Here is a 20,640-nt window from a genome sequence, read left to right on the forward strand (position 1 = left end):
TTAGCGGCCAGCGACTCCGGATCATCCTCGCTGCCCAGCAATTCGCGCTGCCAAATGCTGTAATCCGCGTACTGCACCGCCAGCGGCGCCCAGTTCGGCGCCTCGCCCGCCGACCGCGCGGCGTAGGCGATCATCAGGTCCCGCGTCAGCGGGCCGACGGAGGAGCCGTCACCGGAGATGTGGTGCACGACCATGGCCAGCACGTAGTCCACCGAGCCGTCCGGCGCGGTCTGCGCGCCGTCGGCGATCTGGAACAGCGCGACCCGCACCGGCACCTCGGTGGTGACGTCGAAGATCGTCGAGGTCAGCGCCACCACGGCGGATTCGATGTCCTCGGGCGCGACCACCCGCACCTCCAGCCGCGGCACCGCTTGCGCGGGCGGCAGGATGACCTGCACCGGACCCGACTCGGTCTGCGGGTAGACGGTGCGCAGGATCTCGTGCCTGCTCACCAGGTCGGCGATGGCGGCACGCAGCGCGGCCACGTCCAGCGCGCCGGACAGCCGCACCGCGATCGGCACGTTGTAGGCCGCCGACTGGGTGTCGAACCGGTTGAGGAACCACATGCGCTGCTGCGCGAGCGACAGCGGGATGTGCTGCGGCCGCGGTCCGGCCGTCAGCGCTCGGCGACCGCCCAGGTCGGCGTGCTGTTCCACCCGCACGGCCAGCGCGGCGACGGTGGAGGCCTCGAACAGCAGGCGCACCGGCACGCGGGTGTCGAGCGCCTCGCCGAGGCGGGCGGCGACCTGCGTGGCCAGCAGCGAGTTGCCGCCCCAGGCGAAGAAGTCGTCGTCCAGACCGAGGCGTTTCGACTCGGCGCCTTCGCGATCGGAGATGCGCAGCACCTCGGCGAAGGTGTTCGCCACGATCTGCTCGATCGGCGTGACCGGCGCGCGGAACACCGCCTTCTCGAAGGTGGGCAGCGGCAGCGCCTTGCGGTCCAGCTTGCCGTTCGCGTTCAGCGGCAACGCGTCCAGTTCGATCAGCACCGACGGCACCATGTACGACGGCAGCTCCGCCGACAGGGCGGATTGCAGTGCGCGCTTGTCCAGCGCGTCCGCCGTCCGGGTCACCACGTAGGCGACGAGGCGGTCGCCGATGTTCGGGTCGTGGTGCGCGACGACGGCGGCGGCGCTCACCGTGGCCTGCCGCAGCAGCGCGGCCTCGATCTCGCCGAGCTCGATGCGGAAGCCGCGAATCTTCACCTGGAAGTCGGTGCGGCCCCGGTAATCCAGCTCGCCGCTGGCGTTCCACGCCACCAGGTCGCCGGTGCGGTACATCCGCGTGCCGGGCGCGCCGAACGGATCGGCGACGAACCGGTCGGCGGTCAGCTCGGGGCGGCCGAAGTAGCCGCGCGCCAGCTGCGCGCCCGCCAAGTACAGCTCACCCGAGACGCCGACCGGCACCGGCCGCAGGCGGGAGTCGAGCACGTAGACCCGGCTGTTCCACTCAGGCGAACCGATCGACACGGCCGCTTGGTCGGCGTCGGTGACCAGGTGGCTGGTGATCGACACCGCCGCCTCGGTCGGACCGTAGAGGTTGTGCAGCTCGGCGGCGTTGTCGCGGCGCAACCGCTGGGCGGTCGCGGCGGGCAGCGCCTCACCGATGGCCAGCACCCGCCGCAGCGAGGTGGCCAGGCGGCCACCGGATTCGGTGAGCAACGCGTCCAGCATGGACGGCACCACATGCAGGGTGGTGACGCCGGTGGCACGCATCAGCTCGTTCAGGTACGCCGGGTCGCGGTGCCCGTCGGCGGACGAGATCACCAGGCGGCCACCGGATACCGCGGCCGACCAGAACTCCCACACCGACAGGTCGAACGTCGCCGCGGTCTTCAGCAGCACCGCGTCGTCCGCGCCGAGACCGAAAACGCTGGTCTTCCATTGCAACTGGTTGGCGATCGCCGCGTGCGGCACCGCGACGCCCTTCGGCTGACCGGTCGAACCGGACGTGAAGATCACGTAGGCGGTGTTCGCCGGGGTGAGCGCGCCGCGCCGCTCCGGCGCGGTCACCGGGGTGTCGGCGTACTCGGCGAGGTCCAGGGCGTCGATCTGCACGATGTCGGCCGCGGAGCTGCGGAAGCCGTCGCGTCCGGTGGTGAGCACGCACACCGGTGCGGCGGTGGCGAGGATGTAGTCGGTCCGCTCGGCAGGCTGATCGGGGTCGATCGGCACATACGCCGCACCGGATTTCGCGACCGCGTACATGGCGACCACCAGATCGCTGCTGCGGCGGATCGCCAGCGCGACCCGGTCCTCGGGGCCGACGCCGCGGCCGATCAGGTACCGCGCCAGGCGGTTCACCCGAGCGTCCAGTTCAGCATAGGTCAGCTGGCGCCGACCGGTGGGCTCGTCGGCGACCAGCGCCACCGCCTCCGGCGTCGCGGCCACCGTGGCATCCAGCAACGACACCAGCGTCGCGGTCGTGTCGACCGCGTGCTCGGTCTCGTTCCACGTGGTGAGGATGCGCTCGCTCTCCTGCGGCGCGAGCAGGTCGATCTCGCCCACCCGCACCGTGGCGTCGGCCAGCACGGCGTCGAGCACCCGCAGGAACCGGTCGGCGAAGCCCTGGACGGTGTCCTCGTCGAACAGGTCGATGGCGTAACCGAATTCGGTGATGATCTCGGCCGGGGTGCCGTCCTCGGCGTACCGGTCGTACAGCGTGACGTGCAGGTCGGTCTTGGCCAGCTGCGAGTCGAAGTTGACCGGGCTCACCGTGAGTCCGGGCAGCTCGAAGGTGGTCTCGGCCAGGTTCTGGAACGACAGACCCACCTGGAACAGCGGGTTGCGCGCGGTCGAGCGCACCGGGTTGAGCACCTCGACCAGGCGCTCGAACGGCACGTCGGCGTTGGCGAACGCCTCCAGGTCGCGTTCCTTGACGTCGCCGAGCAGGTCGGCGAAGCGGTCGGCGGGCTGCACCCGAGTGCGGAACACCAGGGTGTTGACGAACATGCCGATCAGGTCGTCGAGTTCACGTTCGCCGCGACCCGCGATCGGCGTGCCGACCGCGATGTCATCGGTGCAGGACAAACGAGACAGCAAGACGGCCAATGCCGCGTGCACCACCATGAACAGCGACGCGTTGTGCGCGCGCGCCAGCTCGTGCAGGCGGGCGTGCCGCTGCGGGTCGATCTCGAAGCGGATCGCCTTGCCCTGGAACGACTGCGCGGGCGGCCGCGGACGGTCGGCGGGCAACTCCAGCTGATCGGGCAGCTCGGCCAGCGCCGTCTTCCAGTACGCCACCTGCTGCGCGGCCAGCGATTCCGGATCGTCCTCGGACCCCAGCACCGCGCGCTGCCACAGCGCGTAGTCGGCGTACTGCACCGGCAGCGGCTGCCACTGCGGGGCCTCACCCTGCACACGGGCCACATAGGCGGCCATCACGTCCCGCGCCAGCGGACCCATCGACGAACCGTCGGCCGCGACGTGATGCACCGTGAACGCCAGCACGTGGTCGTTGTCGGCGATACGGAACAGCGCGACCGCCAACGGCACCTCCACGGTGACGTCGAAGGTGGTCAGCGCGAAGGCGATGACGGTGCCGAGCAGATCCTCTTCGGCCACCTCGACCGGGGTGAGCGACACCGCGGACTGCGCCGCGGGCCGGATCACCTGATGCGGCCCGTCCGCCGAGCGCGGATAGGTGGTGCGCAGCACCTCGTGGCGGGCGAACACGTCGCTGATCGCCTGCTCCAGCGCGGTCACATCCAGCGTGCCCGACAGCCGGACGGCCAGCGGAATGTTGTCCACCGCCGAGGCGGCCGTGTCGAACTGGTTGAGGAACCAGTACCGCTGCTGCGCGGGCGAGAGCGGGATACGCGCCGGACGCTGCGTCGCCTCCAGCCGCGGCCGGTTGCGGCCGGACCCGGCGTTGCGCTCGACCCGGGCGGCCAGCGCCACCACGGTGGACGCCTCGAACAGGTCACGCACCGCCAGGCGGGTGTCCAGCGCGGCGCCCAGCCGCGCGGTCACCTGGGTGGCCAGCAGCGAGTTGCCGCCGAGCTCGAAGAAGTCGTCGTCCAGGCCGACCCGGGTCACGCCGAGCACGTCGCCGAAGGTGCCAGCGACGATCTCCTCGATCGGAGTGCCCGGTGCGCGGAACACCTTGGTCTCGAACACCGGCGCGGGCAGCGCCTTGCGATCGAGCTTGCCGGAAGCGTTCAGCGGGAACGCCTCCAGCACCACGAACGCCGAGGGAACCATGTAGGGGGGCAGCTCGCCGCCGAGTTCCGCGCGCACGGCATCGATGTCCACCGAACGGCCCGCGGTCGCGATGACGTAGGCCACCAGCTGGTCGCCGAGCCGCTCGTCCGAGCGCACCACGACCACCGCTTGCGCGATCGATTCCAGCGCCGTGAGCGCCGACTCGATCTCGCCCAGCTCGATGCGCAGACCGCGCAGCTTCACCTGGAAGTCGGTGCGGCCCAGGTATTCCAGCTCACCCTTGGCCGTCCAGGTCACCAGGTCACCGGTGCGGTACATCCGCTCGCCCGGCGCGCCGAAGGGGTTGGCAACGAAACGATCCGCGGTCAGATCCGGACGCGCGACGTAACCACGCGCCAACTGCACGCCTGCGAGATACAGCTCTCCCGCGACACCGACCGGCACCGGATGCAACCGCGAATCCAGCACGTACACCTGCGTGTTGAACACCGGGGCGCCGATCGGCACCGACACCACGTCGTCCTCGGTCACCTCGTGGAAGGTGACGTCGACCGCGGCCTCGGTCGGGCCGTACAGGTTGTGCAGCCGGGCGCCGGTCAGCTCGCGCAACTTCTGCGCGGTGGCGGCGGGCAGCGCCTCACCGGAGGCGAAGACGTTGCGCAGGCTGGTGCACTCGTCGGCGCGCTCCTCGGCGGCCGCGTCAGGCCTGGAGGCGGTAGCTCGCGTGACCACGGAGGGCCCCGCGGCCGCCGCATCCAGCACAGCGACGAACACCGACAGCATCGACGGCACGAAGTGCGCGGTGGTGACCTGCTCGTCGGTGATGACCTGCACGAGGTAGGCCGGGTCGCGATGACCGTCGGGCTTGGCGACGACCAGTCGCGCCCCGATCTGCAAGGGCCAGAAGAACTCCCACACCGACACGTCGAACGTGGCCGGGGTCTTCTGCAAAACCACGTCGGTGCCGTCCAGGCTGTATTCGTCCTGCATCCACACCAGACGGTTGACGATCGCCACGTGCGAGACCGCCACACCCTTCGGGCGGCCGGTCGAACCGGAAGTGAAGATCACGTACGCGGTGTTCGACGGACGCAGCGGCGCACGGCGGTCCGCGTCGGTGACCGGCGCGTCCGAGTAGTCCGCCAGCGGCACGACGTCGATCTCGATCGCGTGCGTCACGCCTGCGTCGAACTCGTCGCGCGAGGTGGTCAGGACACACACCGGGCGGGCGGTGTCGAGCACGTACCGGGTGCGATCGGCCGGATGATCCGGATCCAGCGGCACATACGCGCCACCGGCGACGCTCACCGCGTACATGCCGACCACCAGATCGATCGAGCGGCGCATGCCGAGCGCGACCATCGCGTCCGGTCCGACGCCCAGCGAGATCAGATGGCGGGCCAGGCGGTTCACTCGGGCAGAGAACTCGGCGTAGGACAGAGTTGTCCCCTCGAACGTCACCGCGGGCGCGTCGGGAGTCCGTTCGACCTGCACGGCGAACATCGAGACCAGCGTGGCGTCCGGGTCGACCGCGTGCGCGGTGGCGTTCCACCGCTCGACGACGTCGGCGCGCTCGACGCTGTCGAGCAGCTCCACGTCCCCGATCACCACGGACGAATCCGCGGCGACCGCGGTCAGCATGCGCACGAAGCGCTGCGCGATGCTCGCGATCGTGTCGACGTCGAACATGTCGGTGGCGTAAGCGAATTCGGCGGTCATGCCGTCCACGCCCCCGTCGGCGGCGAACCGGTCGGCGAGGTTGAGGTGCAGATCGAACTTGGCGGTCACCACGTCCAGCGGCACACCGGCCACGTCCAGCCCGGGCAGCTCGAACGCGGCCTCGCCGGTGTTCTGGAACGACAGCATCACCTGGAACAGCGGATGCCGCGCCTGCGAGCGGGCCGGGTTCAGGATCTCCACCAACCGCTCGAACGGCAGGTCGGCGTGCGCGAACGCCGCGAGATCGGTGTCCTTGGTGCGCGCGAGCAGCTCGGTGAACGGAATCGCCGGGTCGACCGCGCTGCGCAGCACCAGCGTGTTGACGAACATGCCGATGGCGTCGTCGAGCACCGCCTCGCCACGGCCTGCGACCGCGGTGCCGATGGCGATGTCGTCGCTGCCGGACAACCGCGACAGCAGGGCGGCGAACGTCGCGTGCACCACCATGAACAGGCTGGCGCCGTTCGCGCGGGCCAGCGCGTTCAACTCGCGCAACAGCCACGCGTCGAGGGAGAACTCGTACACGCCACCGCGGTTGGACGCCACGGCCGGACGCGAGCGGTCCGACGGCAGATCCAGCTGCTCGGGCAGACCGGCCAGATGCTGCGACCAGAACGCGACCTGCTGGGCGATCAGCGAGCCGGGATCGCTCTCCGAGCCGAGCGTCTCACGCTGCCACAGCGCGTAGTCGGCGTACTGCACCGGCAGCGGAGCCCAGGCGGGCGCCTCGCCGCGCGAGCGCGCCGAGTAGGCCACCATCACGTCGCGGGCCAGCGGCCGCACCGACCAACCGTCACCGGAGATGTGGTGCACCACGAACACCAGCACGTGCGTGTCGGGCTGCGAGCCGTCCATCGAGCCCGCGATGCGGAACAACCGCGCCCGCACCGGCACCTCGGTGGTGACGTCGAAGCCGGTCAGCACCAGTTCGCTGATCCGCTCCTGGATCTCGTCCTCGGCGACCTCGATCGGGGTGAGATCGAGCGTGCTCTGCCCGGCGGGCAGCACGACCTGCACGCCTTGACCGTCGGCGGTCTCCGGGTAGACGGTGCGCAGCACCTCGTGCCGGTCGACCACGTCGGCGACGGCCTGACGCAGGGCGTCGGCGTCCAGGGTTCCGGTGAGCCGGACCGCGAGCGGGATGTTGTTCACCGCGGTCTGGTTGTCGAACCGGTTCAGGAACCACATCCGCTGCTGCGCCAGCGACAGCGGAATCCGGGGCGGACGCGGACCCGCGACGAGTTCGCGGCGACGCCCGCTGCCCTGATGCGCCTCCACCCGCGCGGCCAGCGCGGCCACGGTGGGCGCCTCGAACAGCACCCGCACCGGGATCCTGGTGTCCAGCGCCGCGCCGAGCCTGGCGACCACCTGGGTGGCGATCAGCGAGTTGCCGCCCAGGTCGAAGAAGTCGTCGTCCACGCCGACGGCGCGTTCCGCCTCCGCCAGTCCGAGCACCTCGGCGAAGGTGTCGGCCACGATCTCCTCGACCGGGGTGGACGGCGCGCGGAATTCCCGTGCCTCGAAGGCCGGTTCCGGCAGCGCGCGCCGGTCCAGTTTGCCGTTGGGGTTCAGCGGCATGGCGTCGAGCACGACGATCGCGGCGGGCACCATGTAGGACGGCAGCTGCGCGGACAGGTGCGCACGCAACTGCTCGACGTCCACGGTCGCGCCGTTCGCGGGCACCACGTAGCCCACCAGCTGATCGCCGGTGCGGGCGTCCGATCGCACCAGCGCGACCGACTGCGCGACCGATTCGTGTGCCGTCAGGGCGGTCTCGATCTCGCCGAGCTCGATGCGCAGACCGCGCAGCTTCACCTGGAAGTCGGTGCGGCCCAGGTACTCGATGGCCCCGGTGGCGTCCCGGGTGACCAGGTCACCGGTGCGGTACATCCGTGCGCCCGGCGCGCCGAACGGGTTGGCCACGAAGCGGTCCGCGGTCAGGTCGGCGCGGCCGACGTAGCCGCGGGCCAGCTGGTCACCGGCGAGGTACAGCTCGCCCGCGACGTTCGGCGGCACCGGGTGCAGGCGCGCGTCCAGCACGTATGCCTGCGCGTTCCACACCGGCAGGCCGATCGGCACGGCGCCGTCCACCTGGTCGGCGACCTGGCCGTGCGTGGCGTGCACGGTGAACTCGGTGGGGCCGTACAGGTTGTACAGCGCGGCGTCGCTCACGCGGCGAATCGCCACGACCGCTTCGGCTGTGAACGCCTCACCGGCGACGAACAGCGTCCGCAGCGAGGCGAGCGCTTCCGACTCGGCCGGGTCGATGCCACCGGCGAAGACGGTCAGCATGGACGGCACGAACGAAGTCATGGTGACCCGCTCGGCCGCGATCACCTCGGCGAGGTACTGCGGGTCGCGGTGCCCGTCGGGGCTCGCCACGACGATGCGGCCGCCGGTGCTCAACGGGCCGAACAGCTCCCAGACCGACACGTCGAAGGTGGCGGGCGTCTTGAACAGCACGACGTCGTCCGCGCCGATGCCGTATTCGCCGGTGATCCAGCGGATCTGGTTGACCACGGCGGCGTGCGGCACCGCGACGCCCTTCGGGCGGCCGGTGGAGCCGGAGGTGAAGATCACGTACGCCGGGTGCTGCGGACGCAGCGGCGCGATGCGCTCGGCGTCGGTGATCGGCGCGTCGGAGTACCCGGACAGCTCCAGTTCGTCGACGCGCAGCGTGGCGCGGCCCGCGCCGTCGAACGCGTCCCGCGCGGTGGTGAGCACGCAGACCGGGTCGGCCGAATCCAGCACGTAGTGCACGCGCTCGGCGGGCTGGTCCAGATCCAGCGGCACGTAGCCGCCACCGGCGGCGTGCACCGCGTAAGCCGCGACGACCAGATCCACCGACCGGCGCATACCCAGCGCGACCAGCGTCTCCGGGCCGACGCCCGCCTCGATGAGACGGCGCGCCAACCGCCGCACGCGGGCGGCGAATTCGGCATACGTCAGCGTCGCGGAGCGACTCGATGAAGGGTGGTGGTCGGGCGACGGGTGGGCCAGCGACGTTCCGGTGGCCGGGTCGACAACGGCGATGGCGTCCGGTGTGGCCGCTGCCTGCGCGGCGAATTCCTCGACGAGCGTGCTCGCCGGGCCGAGGTCGCGTGCGGTGTCGTTCCAGCCGCGCAGCGCCTGCTCGGTCTCCTGCTCGTCCAGCAGCGCGATATCACCGATCGGCAGATCCGGTTCGGCCGCAATGGTTTTCAGCAGCCGGTCGAAGCGCCGCCCGAACTCCGTCATGGTGTCCGGGTCGAACAGGTCGGTGGCGTAGATCAGCTCGGCGGTGATGCCCGCCGGGGCCGGACCGGTGCCGTTGGTCGTTCCGGCGGGCGCGGCCGCGCGCTCGGAGAGCACCAGTTGCAGGTCGAACTTGGCGACGTCGATGGGCAGATCGACACCGCTCACCGTCAGACCGGGCAGCTCCAGGGAGGTCTGGCCGGTGTTCTGGAACGACAGCATCACCTGGAACAGCGGGTGCCGCGCTTGCGAGCGCGCCGGGTTCAGGATCTCCACCAGCCGCTCGAACGGCAGGTCCGCGTGCCCGAAGGCCGCGATGTCGGTGGCGCGCACCGAGCGCAGCAGCTCGGTGAACGTCGCGCCGGGCTCGATCGGGGTCCGCAGCACCAGGGTGTTGACGAACATGCCGATCAGGTCGTCGAGCGCGCGCTCACCGCGACCGGCGACCGGGGTGCCGATGGCGATGTCGTCCTCGCCCGACAGCCGCGACAGCAGTACCGCGAGCGCGGTGTGCGCGACCATGAACAGCGTCGCGCCCTTGGTGCGGGCCAGTTCGGCGAGGTGGGCGTGGGTGTCGGCGTCGATCTCGAAGGTGTGGGTGGCGCCGCGGCCGGAGGCGACCGCGGGGCGCGGCCGGTCGGCGGGCAGATCCAGCTGCTCGGGCAGCCCGCGCAGGGTGTCCGACCAGAACGAGATCTGTTCGGAGATCACCGAATTCGGATCGTCCTCGGCGCCGAGCACCTGGCGCTGCCACAGCGCGAAGTCCGCGTACTGCACCTCCAGCGGACGCCAGGCGGGTTCGCCGCCGTCGACGCGGGCGCCGTAGGCGGTCATCACGTCGCGGGTCAGCGGCCCCATGGAGAAGCCGTCGGCCGAGATGTGGTGCACGACGAGGGCGAGCACGTGTTCGGTCGGGCTGATCTCGAACAGCCTGGCGCGGAACGGCACCTCGGCGGTGACGTCGAAGGCGGTGCCGATCAGCCGCGACAGCGCCTCGGGGAGTTCGGCTTCGGTGACGTCGATCGGGGTGAGATCCGGGATGACCTTGGCGGTCGGCACGGTCTGCTGGTGCGCGGCGCCGTCCACCTCGGGGTAGAACGTGCGCAGCGACTCGTGGCGGGCCAGCACGTCGGCGACCGCGATCTGCAACGCCTGCCGGTCGAGCAGACCCGACAGCCGCACGGCGGCGGGGATGTTGTCCACCGCCGAGTCGGGGTCGAAGCGGTTGAGGAACCACATGCGCTGCTGCGCCAGCGACAGCGGGACCAGCTCGGGCCGCTGCTGCGGCGCCAGCGCCGCGCGTGCGCCCGCACCGGCCTTGGTCTCCGCGCGGGCCGCGAGCGCGACCACCGTGGAGGCTTCGAACAGTTCGCGCACACCGAGGTCGGTGTCCAGCGCGGCGGACAGCCGCGCCGCGACCTGGGTGGCGGACAGCGAGTTGCCGCCGAGGGCGAAGAAGTCGTCGTCCAGGCCGACCCGCTCCAGGCCGAGCACCTCGGCGAAGGTGGCGGCGACGATCTCCTCCACCGGCGTGGTCGGGGCGCGGAACACCGCGGCCTCGAACACCGGCGCGGGCAGCGCCTTGCGGTCCAGCTTGCCGGACGCGTTGAGCGGGAACTCGTCGAGCACGATCACCACCGACGGCACCATGTACGCGGGCAGCTGGCGGGCCAGGTCCTCGCGGACCAGATCCGTGTCGAGCACACCGTCCGCCGCCGCGATGACGTAGGCGACGAGCTGATCGCCGGCGTGCGCGTCCGAGCGCACCACCACGACCGCCTGGGCGACCTCGTCCAGCGCGGTCAGCGCGGACTCGATCTCGCCGAGCTCGATGCGCAGACCGCGCAGCTTCACCTGGAAGTCGGTGCGGCCCAGGTACTCCAGCTCACCGTGCTCGGTCCAGGCCACCAGGTCGCCGGTGCGGTACATCCGCGCGCCGGGCTGTCCGTACGGGTTGGCGACGAACCGGTCGCCGGTCAGGTCCGGACGCGCGACGTAACCGCGCGCGAGCTGGGCGCCCGCGAGATACAGCTCACCCGCGACACCCACCGGAACCGGACGCAGGCGCGCGTCCAAAACGTAGACCTGGGTGTTGAACACCGGGGCGCCGATCGGCACCGTCTCGGTGTCGGCGTCGACGACCTCGTGGAAGGTGACGTCGACCGCGGCCTCGGTCGGACCGTACAGGTTGTGCAGCGCGGCGCCGGTCAGCTCACGCAACCGGTGCGCGGGCTTGGGCGGCAGCGCCTCACCGGAGGCGAACACCAACCGCAGCGATGTGCACCGCGCGGCGGCGGCATCGGCGACGAACACCGCGAGCATGGACGGCACGAAGTGGGTGACGCTCACCCGCTCGGCGCTGATCACCTCGGCGAGGTAGGCCGGATCGCGATGCCCGTCCGGCTTCGCGACCACAAGGCGAGCGCCGATCTGCAAGGGCCAGAAGAACTCCCACACCGACACGTCGAATGTCGCGGGCGTCTTCTGCAACACCACGTCGTCCGCACGCAGCTGGTAGGCGGTCTGCATCCACACCAGGCGGTTGACGATCGCGGCGTGCGACACCGCCACACCCTTCGGGCGGCCGGTCGAACCGGAGGTGAAGATCACGTACGCGGTGTTCGACGGACGCAACGGGGCGCGACGGTCGGCGTCGGTGATCGGCGCCTCCGACAGCCCCTTCAGGTCGAGCAGGTCGATGCGCACCTGCGCGGTGTCGATGTCCAGATCGCTGCCGGAGGTCAGCACGCACACCGGATCAGCGGTGGCGAGAATGTATTCCGTGCGCTCGGCCGGGTGATCCGGGTCCAGCGGCACGTACGCGCCACCGGCCACGGCGACGGCGTACATGCCGACAACCAGATCGATCGAGCGGCGCATGCCCAGCGCCACATACGATTCCGCGCCGACCCCGCGGGCGATCAGCCAGCGCGCCAGCTGGTTCACCCGCCAGGAGAACTCGGCGTAGGACAGACTCGTCCCCTCGAACGTGATCGCGGTCGCCTCGGGGGTGCGTTCGACCTGGTCGTAGAACATCGAGACCAGCGTCAAGGCCGTGGAGCTTGCGGAACGGCCCGACAACACAGCCGAGTCCACGTCGTATTCCGTGTCGTTCCAGCCCGACACCACCAGGTCGCGCTCGGCGGCGTCGAGCAGCTCGATGTCGCCCACCGAGACGTCGGGCTCGGCGGTGATCGCGGTGAGCACCCGGATCAGGCGGTCGGCGATGCGGCGCACCGTCTGCTCGTCGAACAGGTCGCGCAGGTAGCCCGCGCGCACCCGCAGCCGCGAATCCAGCTGCGCGATCAGGGTCAGCGGGTAGTGCGTGGCGTCGGCCGCGTCCAGGCCGACCACCGCCATGCCGTCGATGTCCGCGGCTTGGGCTTGCAGACCGGCCGCGTCCACCGGGTAGGACTCGAACACCACGAGGGTGTCGAACAGGCCGCCGACGCCCGCGGCGGACTGGATGTCGGCCAATCCGACGTAGTGGTGGTCGAGCAGGTCGGCCTGCTCGCCCTGCGTCCGGGTCAGCAACTCGCGCGCGGACTCCGACGGATCGAACCGCACCCGCACCGGAACGGTGTTGATGAACAGGCCGACCATCGATTCCACGCCGGTCAGCTGCGGGGGACGCCCGGAGACGGTGGTGCCGAACAGCACATCGTCGCGGCTGGTCATCCGGCCGATCACGATGCCCCACGCGGTCTGCAGGACGGTGTTCGGCGTGACGCCGAGCGAACCGGCCAGCGCGGTCAGCCGCGCGGTGGCCGCCTCGTCCAGGTCGAAGAAGTACTCACCGGACAGCGAGGTGATCTCGCGACCGGCGTCGGGGCGGGCCAGCAGGGTCGGCTCGCCGACGCCGCGCAGGGCTTGCGCCCACGCGGCCAGCGATGCCGCGTGATCCTGCTGCCGGGTCCATTCCAGGAAGTGGCGGTAGGACCGGGCGGCGGGCAGCGCGGAGCTGTCCGCGTGCGCGGCGTAGAGCACCAGCAGGTCGCGCATGAGCAGCGGCATGGACCAGCCGTCGAGCAGGATGTGGTGGTTGGACACCACGAACTGCCAACGGTCGGACGCGACCTGGATCAGCGTGAAGCGGATCAGCGGCGGCGCGGTGAGGTCGAACCGCCGCATGCGGTCGGTCTCGATGAGGTCGGTCGCCGAACCGGATTCGGTGCGGTCGTGCTCGGCCCACGCCACCCGGACGCCCTCCAGCACGATCTGCACCGGGTTGCCGTCGCGGTCGGTGACGAACGCGGTGCGCAGGTTCTCGTACCGGTCCACCAAAGCCTGTGCGGCCGAACGCAACCGGGCGGCGTCCACCCGCCCGGTGAGGGTCAGCACCGCCTGCGCGGTGTAGACGTCCACCGAGCTCGCGGCCAGGCGGGCGTGGAACAGCAGACCGGCTTGCAGCGCCGACAGCGGCCAGACGTCGGCCAGCGCTCCGAAGCGCTGCTCCCAGCCGTCGATATCCCGCTGGGTACTGCGCACCAGCGCGAAGTCGGACGGGGTGTGCCCACCCGCGCCGGTCGAATTGGCATGGCGCGCCACGGCTTCCAGCGCGGCGGTCCACAACTCGCCGAACTCGCGCACGTCGGCGGCGGTCAACAGGGTGGACGGGTAGCCGATGGTGGCGGTCAGCTTGTCGCCGACCACGATCGCGTTCACGTCCAGCGGCGCCATCGCGGGCATGTCCGCGTCGTACGCGCCGCCCAGTGAACCGAGTTCCGGCGCAGGGACCCAGCCGAAGCCGCGCAGCGACTCGGGCACGTCACCCGCGGAGACGCGGCCCAGGTAGTTGAAGCTCACCTGGCCGGGCAGTTCGTGCGGCAGCTCGGAGGCGGTTTCCGCGTTCAGGTAGCGCAGCAGGCCGTAGCCGATGCCCTTGTCCGGCACGGCGAGCAGCTGCTCCTTGACCGCCTTGACGGCCGCTCCCAGCGCGGGCCCACCGGTGAACGCCGCGTCGACGTCGATGCCGGACAGGTCGAAGGCGACCGGGTAGATCGCGGTGAACCAGCCGACGGTGCGCGACAGGTCCGCACCCGCCACCACGTCTTCTTCGCGGCCGTGACCCTCCAGGCGGATCAGCAGCGAGTCCTCGCCCCGAGCGGCCACCCGGCGCGCCCGCCACTTCGCGGTGGCCAGCGCCAGCGCGGTGAGCAGGCCATCGTTCACGCCGCCGTGGAACAGCGCCGGAACCGTGGTCAGCAGGGCCTTGGTGACCTCAGCGGACACCTCGACCGGCAGCTTCTCGATGACGCCCGAGGTGTCCACTTCCGGGTCCATCGGACGCTCGGTCAGCAGCGGATCGGGCGTGCCGACCACCGAACGCCAGTAGTCCAGTTCGGCCACCCGCTCCGGGCTGGCGGCCTCGCGCTCCAAGGCGTGCGCCCAAGCGCGCATCGAGGTCGCGGGCGCGACCAGCTCGGGCGTCCGCCCCGCGGTGCGCTGACCCCACGCGGTGACGAAGTCCGGCACCAGGATGCGCCACGAAACACCGTCCACCACCAGGTGATGCGCGACGACGATCAGTCGTCCGGCGCGATCGGCGGACGAGGGTTCCAGCCACACGAACCGGATGACCACGCCAGCCGCGGGATCGAGCCGGTCCAGCGACTCGTCCAGCGCGGCCGAGGCGATCTCGACCAGTTCGGCATCGCTGGCGTCGGCGTCGAACTCGGCGTGGTCGATCAGCGCGTCCACCTCGACCGTGCCCGGCGCGGCGGTCTCGACGACCCAGTCGTCGCCCTCGCGGCGCAGGCTCGCCCGCAGCATGTCGTGCCGATCGATGACAGCGCCGACCGTCGCGGCGATGCCCGCGTGATCGATGCCGACCGGCAGTTCCAACGCCAGCGTCTGGTTGAACCGGCCGAACGAGCCGCGCCGCTCGGCCATGAACCGGACCACCGGCGTCAACGGCATGGTGCCGATGCCGCCGCCCGGCGGCTCGGCGAGCGTCACGGCCGACGCCTCGGCCGCCTCGGCGGTTTCCGCCACCGCGGCCAGTCCGGCCACGGTGCGCTGCTCGAAGACGTGCCGCGGCGTGAACACCACACCGCGCGCCTTGGCCCGCGACACCAGCTGGATGGAGACGATGCTGTCGCCGCCGAGCGCGAAGAACGAGTCGTCCACGCCGACCCGCTCCACGCCGAGCACTTCGGCGAATACCTCGGCGATGGTCTGCTCGACCGGGGTGCGCGGCGCGCGGAACACGACCTCGGTCGCGAACACCGGCTCCGGCAGCGCCTTGCGGTCCAGCTTGCCCACCGGGGTGAGCGGGACGTGGTCGATCACCATGATCGACGAGGGCACCATGTAGGCGGGCAGGCGCTCCTCGACGTGCCCGGTCAGCGCCGAGACGTCGATCGAATTCCCCTGCGCCGCAACGACATACGACACCAGCGACACCGCGCCCGCGGCGTTCTCGAGCCCGAGGGTGACCGCGAAGTCGACGGTCTCGTGCGAAGCGAGCGCGGCGTCGATCTCGCCCAGCTCGATGCGGAAACCGCGCACCTTCACCTGGAAGTCGGAGCGGCCGACGTATTCCACCTCACCGGTGCGCGTCCAGCGCACCACGTCGCCGGTGCGGTACATCCGCGCACCGGGGACGTACGGATTGGCGACGAACCGCTCGGCCGACAGACCCGGCCGCGCGTGGTAGCCGCGCGCCAGCTGGACGCCCGACAGATACAGCTCACCCGCGACACCCACCGGAACGGGCCGCAGCTGGGCATCCAGGATCAGCGACTGCATGCCGCGGATCGGGCCGCCGATGGTGACCAGATCACCGGGCGCGAGCGCGTCGGAGATGTTGGTCATGATCGTGGTCTCGGTGGGGCCGTAGCCGTTGTGGAAGCGGCGGCCCGAACCGTCCGGCGAGCCACCCCACTTGCTGACCAGATCGGCGGGCACGGCTTCACCGCCCGCCACGATCACCCGCATACCGGCCAGCGCGGCCGAATCCAGCGACGCGAGCACCGACGGGGTGATGAAGGCGTGCGTGACCCGCTCGGTGCGGATCAGCTCGGACAGCTCCTCGCCGCCGTACACGCCGGGCGGGCAGACCACCAAGGCGCCGCCGCGGCCGATCGCGAGCAGGAACTCGAGGATCGAGGCGTCGAAGCTGGGCGAGGCGAAATGCAGGGCGCGAGTGTCGGAGTCGACGTCGTAGCGGGCGTTCTGCTCGTCCCGGAAGTTGGCCAGGCCCGCGTGGGTGACCACGACGCCCTTGGGCACACCGGTGGAACCGGAGGTGTAGATGACGTAGGCCGGATGCTCCGGCCGCACCGGACGCACCCGATCGGCGTCGGTGACCGCGGCATCGTCGAACTCGGTGAGCTCCAGCTCGTCCAGCACCAGCCACTCGACCGAATCGGGCAGGTCGGCGCGCACCGACGCGACGGTCAGGCCGATCGGCGAACCGGAGTCGGTGACCATGTGCGCGATGCGGTCGGCCGGGTAGGTCGGGTCGATCGGCACGAACGCGCCACCGGACTTGGCCACCGCCCATTCGGCGAAGTACGACAGGTCCGACCGCGGCACGGCGACGGCCACCAGATCCTCGGTGCCGATGCCACGCTGAATCAGCAGGCGGGCCAAGCGGTTCGACCGCGTGTCCAGCTCGCCGTAAGACAGACTCCTTCCCTGGAACACCACCGCGGGCGCTTGCGGGTCGATGCTCACGGCTTCGGCGATCAGGTCCGGCAGCGTCCGCGCCGGGGTCGCCGCCGCACCCGTGCGGGCGACGAGATCGGACCGTTCGGCGGCGTCGAGCACATCGATGGCGCCGACGGTGATCGCCGGATCGGCCGCGACGGCCTCCAACACCCGCTGCCAGCGGTCCACGATGCCCGCCGCGGTCGCCTCGTCGAACAGTTCGGTGGCGTAGGTGAGCGCCAAAGCCATGCCGGCGGAACCGGTTTCGCCGTGCTCGGCGAGGGTGAACTGCAGGTCGAAGCGTGCGACGTTCTCTTCCAGGTCCAACGCGGACACCGAAAGACCCGGCAGCTCCAGGGTGGTGCGGTCCAGGTTCTGGAACGCCAGCATCACCTGGAACAGCGGATTGCGCGCCTGCGAGCGCTCCGGCGCGAGCAGTTCCACCAGCCGCTCGAACGGCACGTCGGCGTTGCCGTACGCGTCCAGGTCGGTGCGGCGCACCCGGTCGAGCAGATCGGCGAACGATTCACCCGGCACGATCGCAGTACGCAGCACCAGGGTGTTGACGAACATGCCGACCAGGTCGTCGAGCGCGGCCTCGCCTCGGCCCGCGATCGGGGTGCCGACCGCGATGTCGTCCCCACCCGACAAACGCGACAGCAGGACGGCCAGCGCGCCGTGCATGACCATGAACAGCGAGGCCCCGCGCTGCCGCGCGACCTCATCCAGCGCCGCGATCAGCTCGCCGGACAGCTCGCGATGCAGCGTCGCCCCGCGGTGCGAGGCAACGGCCGGACGCGGGCGGTCCGTGGGCAGCGCCAGCTCGTCGGGGATGCCGTCGAGCGTGCGCCGCCAGTGCGCGACCTGCTCGGACAGCAGCGAGTCGGGGTCGTCTTCGGAGCCCAGGATCTCGCGCTGCCACACCGCGAAGTCGGCGTACTGCACCGCCAGCGGCGACCAACCGGGAGCGGCGCCGGTGCTGCGCGCGGTGTAGGCGGTCATCACGTCGCGGGTCAGCGGCCCCATGGAGAAACCGTCGGCCGCGATGTGGTGCACCACGACGACGAGCACGTGCTCGTCCGGGCCCGCCGCGTACAGCCGGGTGCGCAGCGGAACCTCTTCGGCCACATCGAATCCGGTGGTGACGAACTCGGTCACCGCCGCGGTGAGCCCAGCCGGGTCCACCGGAACCGGATGCAGGTCCAGGGCGATGTCCTCGGCGGGCACGATCACCTGGACCGGGGTGCCGCCGTGCTCGGGGTAGCGGGTGCGCAGCGACTCGTGTCTGCGCACCACGTCGGCGACCGCCAGCCGCAACGCCTCGACGTCCAAGGCGCCGGTGAGCCTGATGGCGATCGGCAGGTTGTAGGCCGCCGACGCGGTGTCGTACTTGTTCAGGAACCACATGCGCTGCTGCGCGAACGACAGCGGCACCAGTTCGTCGGCGGACCGCTCGCGGGCGACCAAACGCGCCCGGGCGGCGCCGTCGGCGTGCGATTCCACCCGTGCGGCAAGGGCTTCCACGGTGGAGGCCTCGAACAGGGTGCGCACCGCGACGGTCGTGCCGAGCGCGGCGCCGATGCGGGCGACCACCCTGGTCGCGACCAGTGAGTTGCCGCCGAGGTCGAAGAAGTCGTCGTCCACGCCGACGCGCTCCACGCCGAGCACGTCGGCGAACACCGCCGCCACGGTCTCCTGCACCGGGGTGACCGGCGCGCGGAAGGCACGCGCCCGCGCCGTCGGGGCGGGCAGCGCGCGACGGTCCAGCTTCCCGTTGACGGTCAGCGGAATCCATTCCAGCCGCACCACGGCCGAGGGCACCATGTAGGACGGCAGCTGCTCGGCGGCGCCGTCGCGGACCGCGTCGAGCACCGGCTCGACGCCGGGTTCGGCGACCACGTAGGCGACGATCCGCTGATCGCCGGGCTGGTCCTCGCGCACGATCACCGCGGCCTGGGCGATGCCGGGCTGGGCCAGGATCGCCGATTCGATTTCGCCGAGCTCGATGCGGAAACCGCGCACCTTCACCTGGTCGTCGGCGCGGCCCAGGTACTCCAGCTCGCCGTGCCGGTTCCAGCGCGCGAGGTCACCGGAGCGGTACAGCCGCTCGCCCGGCACGTCGCCCATCGGGTTGGCGACGAAACGCGTGGCCGACAGGTCGGGACGGCCCAGGTAGCCGCGAGCCAATTGCGGGCCCGCCACATACATTTCGCCCGCGACGCCGACCGGCACCGGACGCAACCGGTTGTCGAGCACGTACACCCGCAGTCCGGCGATGGCGCGGCCGACCACGCTGCCGGAGGCGGCGGCGATGGTCGCGGCGTCCAGCGCGCGGTAGGACACGTGCACCGTGGTCTCGGTGATGCCGTACATGTTGACCAGCAGCGGAGCCGCATCGCCGTGGCGCGCCACCCAATCCGCCAGCCTGCGCAGCTCCAGCGCCTCACCGCCGAACACCACGTAACGCAGCGCCAGCGGCGCGGCGTCGGGCGCGGCGTTCCGGTCGGCCTCGGCCAGCTGGTAGAACGCGGACGGGGTCTGGTTGAGCACCGTGACGCGTTCGGCGCGCAGCAGTTCCAGGAACTGTTCCGGCGAGCGCGAGGTGTAGTAGTCGACCACCACGAGGGTGCCGCCGAACAGCAGCGGACCCCACAGCTCCCACACCGAGAAGTCGAAGGCGTAGCTGTGGAACAGCGTCCACACGTCGTCGGGGCCGAAACCGAAGTCGCGGTCGGTGTTCGCGAACAGGCGCACCACGTTGCGGTGCGCGACCGCGACGCCCTTCGGGCGGCCGGTCGAGCCGGAGGTGTAGATCACGTACGCGACGTTGTCCGGCGTGAGGGCGGCGTTGCGGTCGCCGTTGGTGATCGGCGCGTCGTCGGCGTCCTCGATGTTGCCGGTCTCCACCGCGAAGCCGTCCAGCACCACGGCGGGCAGCCCGTCCGGAACCGCCACCTGCACCGTGGAATCGAGCACCACGCTGGTGGGCCGGGAATCGGCGAGCACGAAGGCGATGCGGTCGGCCGGGTAGGTCGGGTCCACCGGAACGTAGCCCGCGCCGGTCTTCACCACGGCAAGCAGCGCGACGACCAGGTCCAGCGACCGCGGCAGGATCACCGCGACCAGCGTCTCCGGTCCCGCGCCATCGGCGATCAGCCTGCGCGCCAGCACATTCGCGCGCCGGTCCAGCTCGGCATAGGTCAGCGTCTCCACGCCGAAGCGGGCCGCGACGCGGTTCGGGTGCGCGGCCACAGCGGCGTCGAACAGGCTGACCAAGGTCGCCTCAGCCGCCGCGAACGCGCCCGTACCGGCGGCGTCGGCGCCGGAGGACACCCAGCGCTGCGACACATCCAGACGCTCGCTCTCACCGAGCAGATCGATATCGCCGACCGCGATCTCCGGGTCCTCGGCGACACCGCGCAGGATGCGCACGAAACGATCGGCGAAGGCGGCCACCGTCTCCGGATCGAACAGGTCGGTGGCGTAGTTCCAGGACAGCGTCAGCCCGCCGTCGGCGGCCTCGCCGACGGTCAGCTGCACGTCGAATTTCGCCGTGCCCGGGTCGAAGTCGACCACCGCGACATCCAGCCCGGGCAGCGCGACCGCGCCCAGGTCGGCGGCCGAGGCGGCCTCGAAGGTCAGCGCGACCTGGAACAGCGGGTGGTGCGCCTGCGAGCGCACCGGGCTGATCACGTCCACCAGCCGCTCGAACGGCACGTCGGCGTTGGCGAAGGCGGCCAGGTCGGTGCGGCGCACCTGGTCCAGCAGCTCACCGAAGCGGGCGCCGGGATCGACCTGGCTGCGCAGCACCAGCGTGTTGACGAACATGCCGACCACGTCGTCGAGCGCGCGTTCCCCGCGACCGGCGATC

At 71.1% G+C, this 20,640-nt stretch carries 1 protein-coding gene (only partly in view); it reads right to left on the minus strand.

Annotated features, from left to right (window positions below; genetic code table 11):
- Window positions 1-20,640, minus strand: part of the annotated coding region (locus tag ON34_RS23445) for a non-ribosomal peptide synthase/polyketide synthase (RefSeq protein WP_040783099.1) (this coding region is incomplete at its 3' end). Its footprint extends 13,724 nt past the window's final position; 20,640 of its 34,364 annotated nt are in view.

Source organism: Nocardia pneumoniae NBRC 100136 (assembly GCF_000308755.1).
GTDB lineage: Bacteria > Actinomycetota > Actinomycetes > Mycobacteriales > Mycobacteriaceae > Nocardia > Nocardia pneumoniae.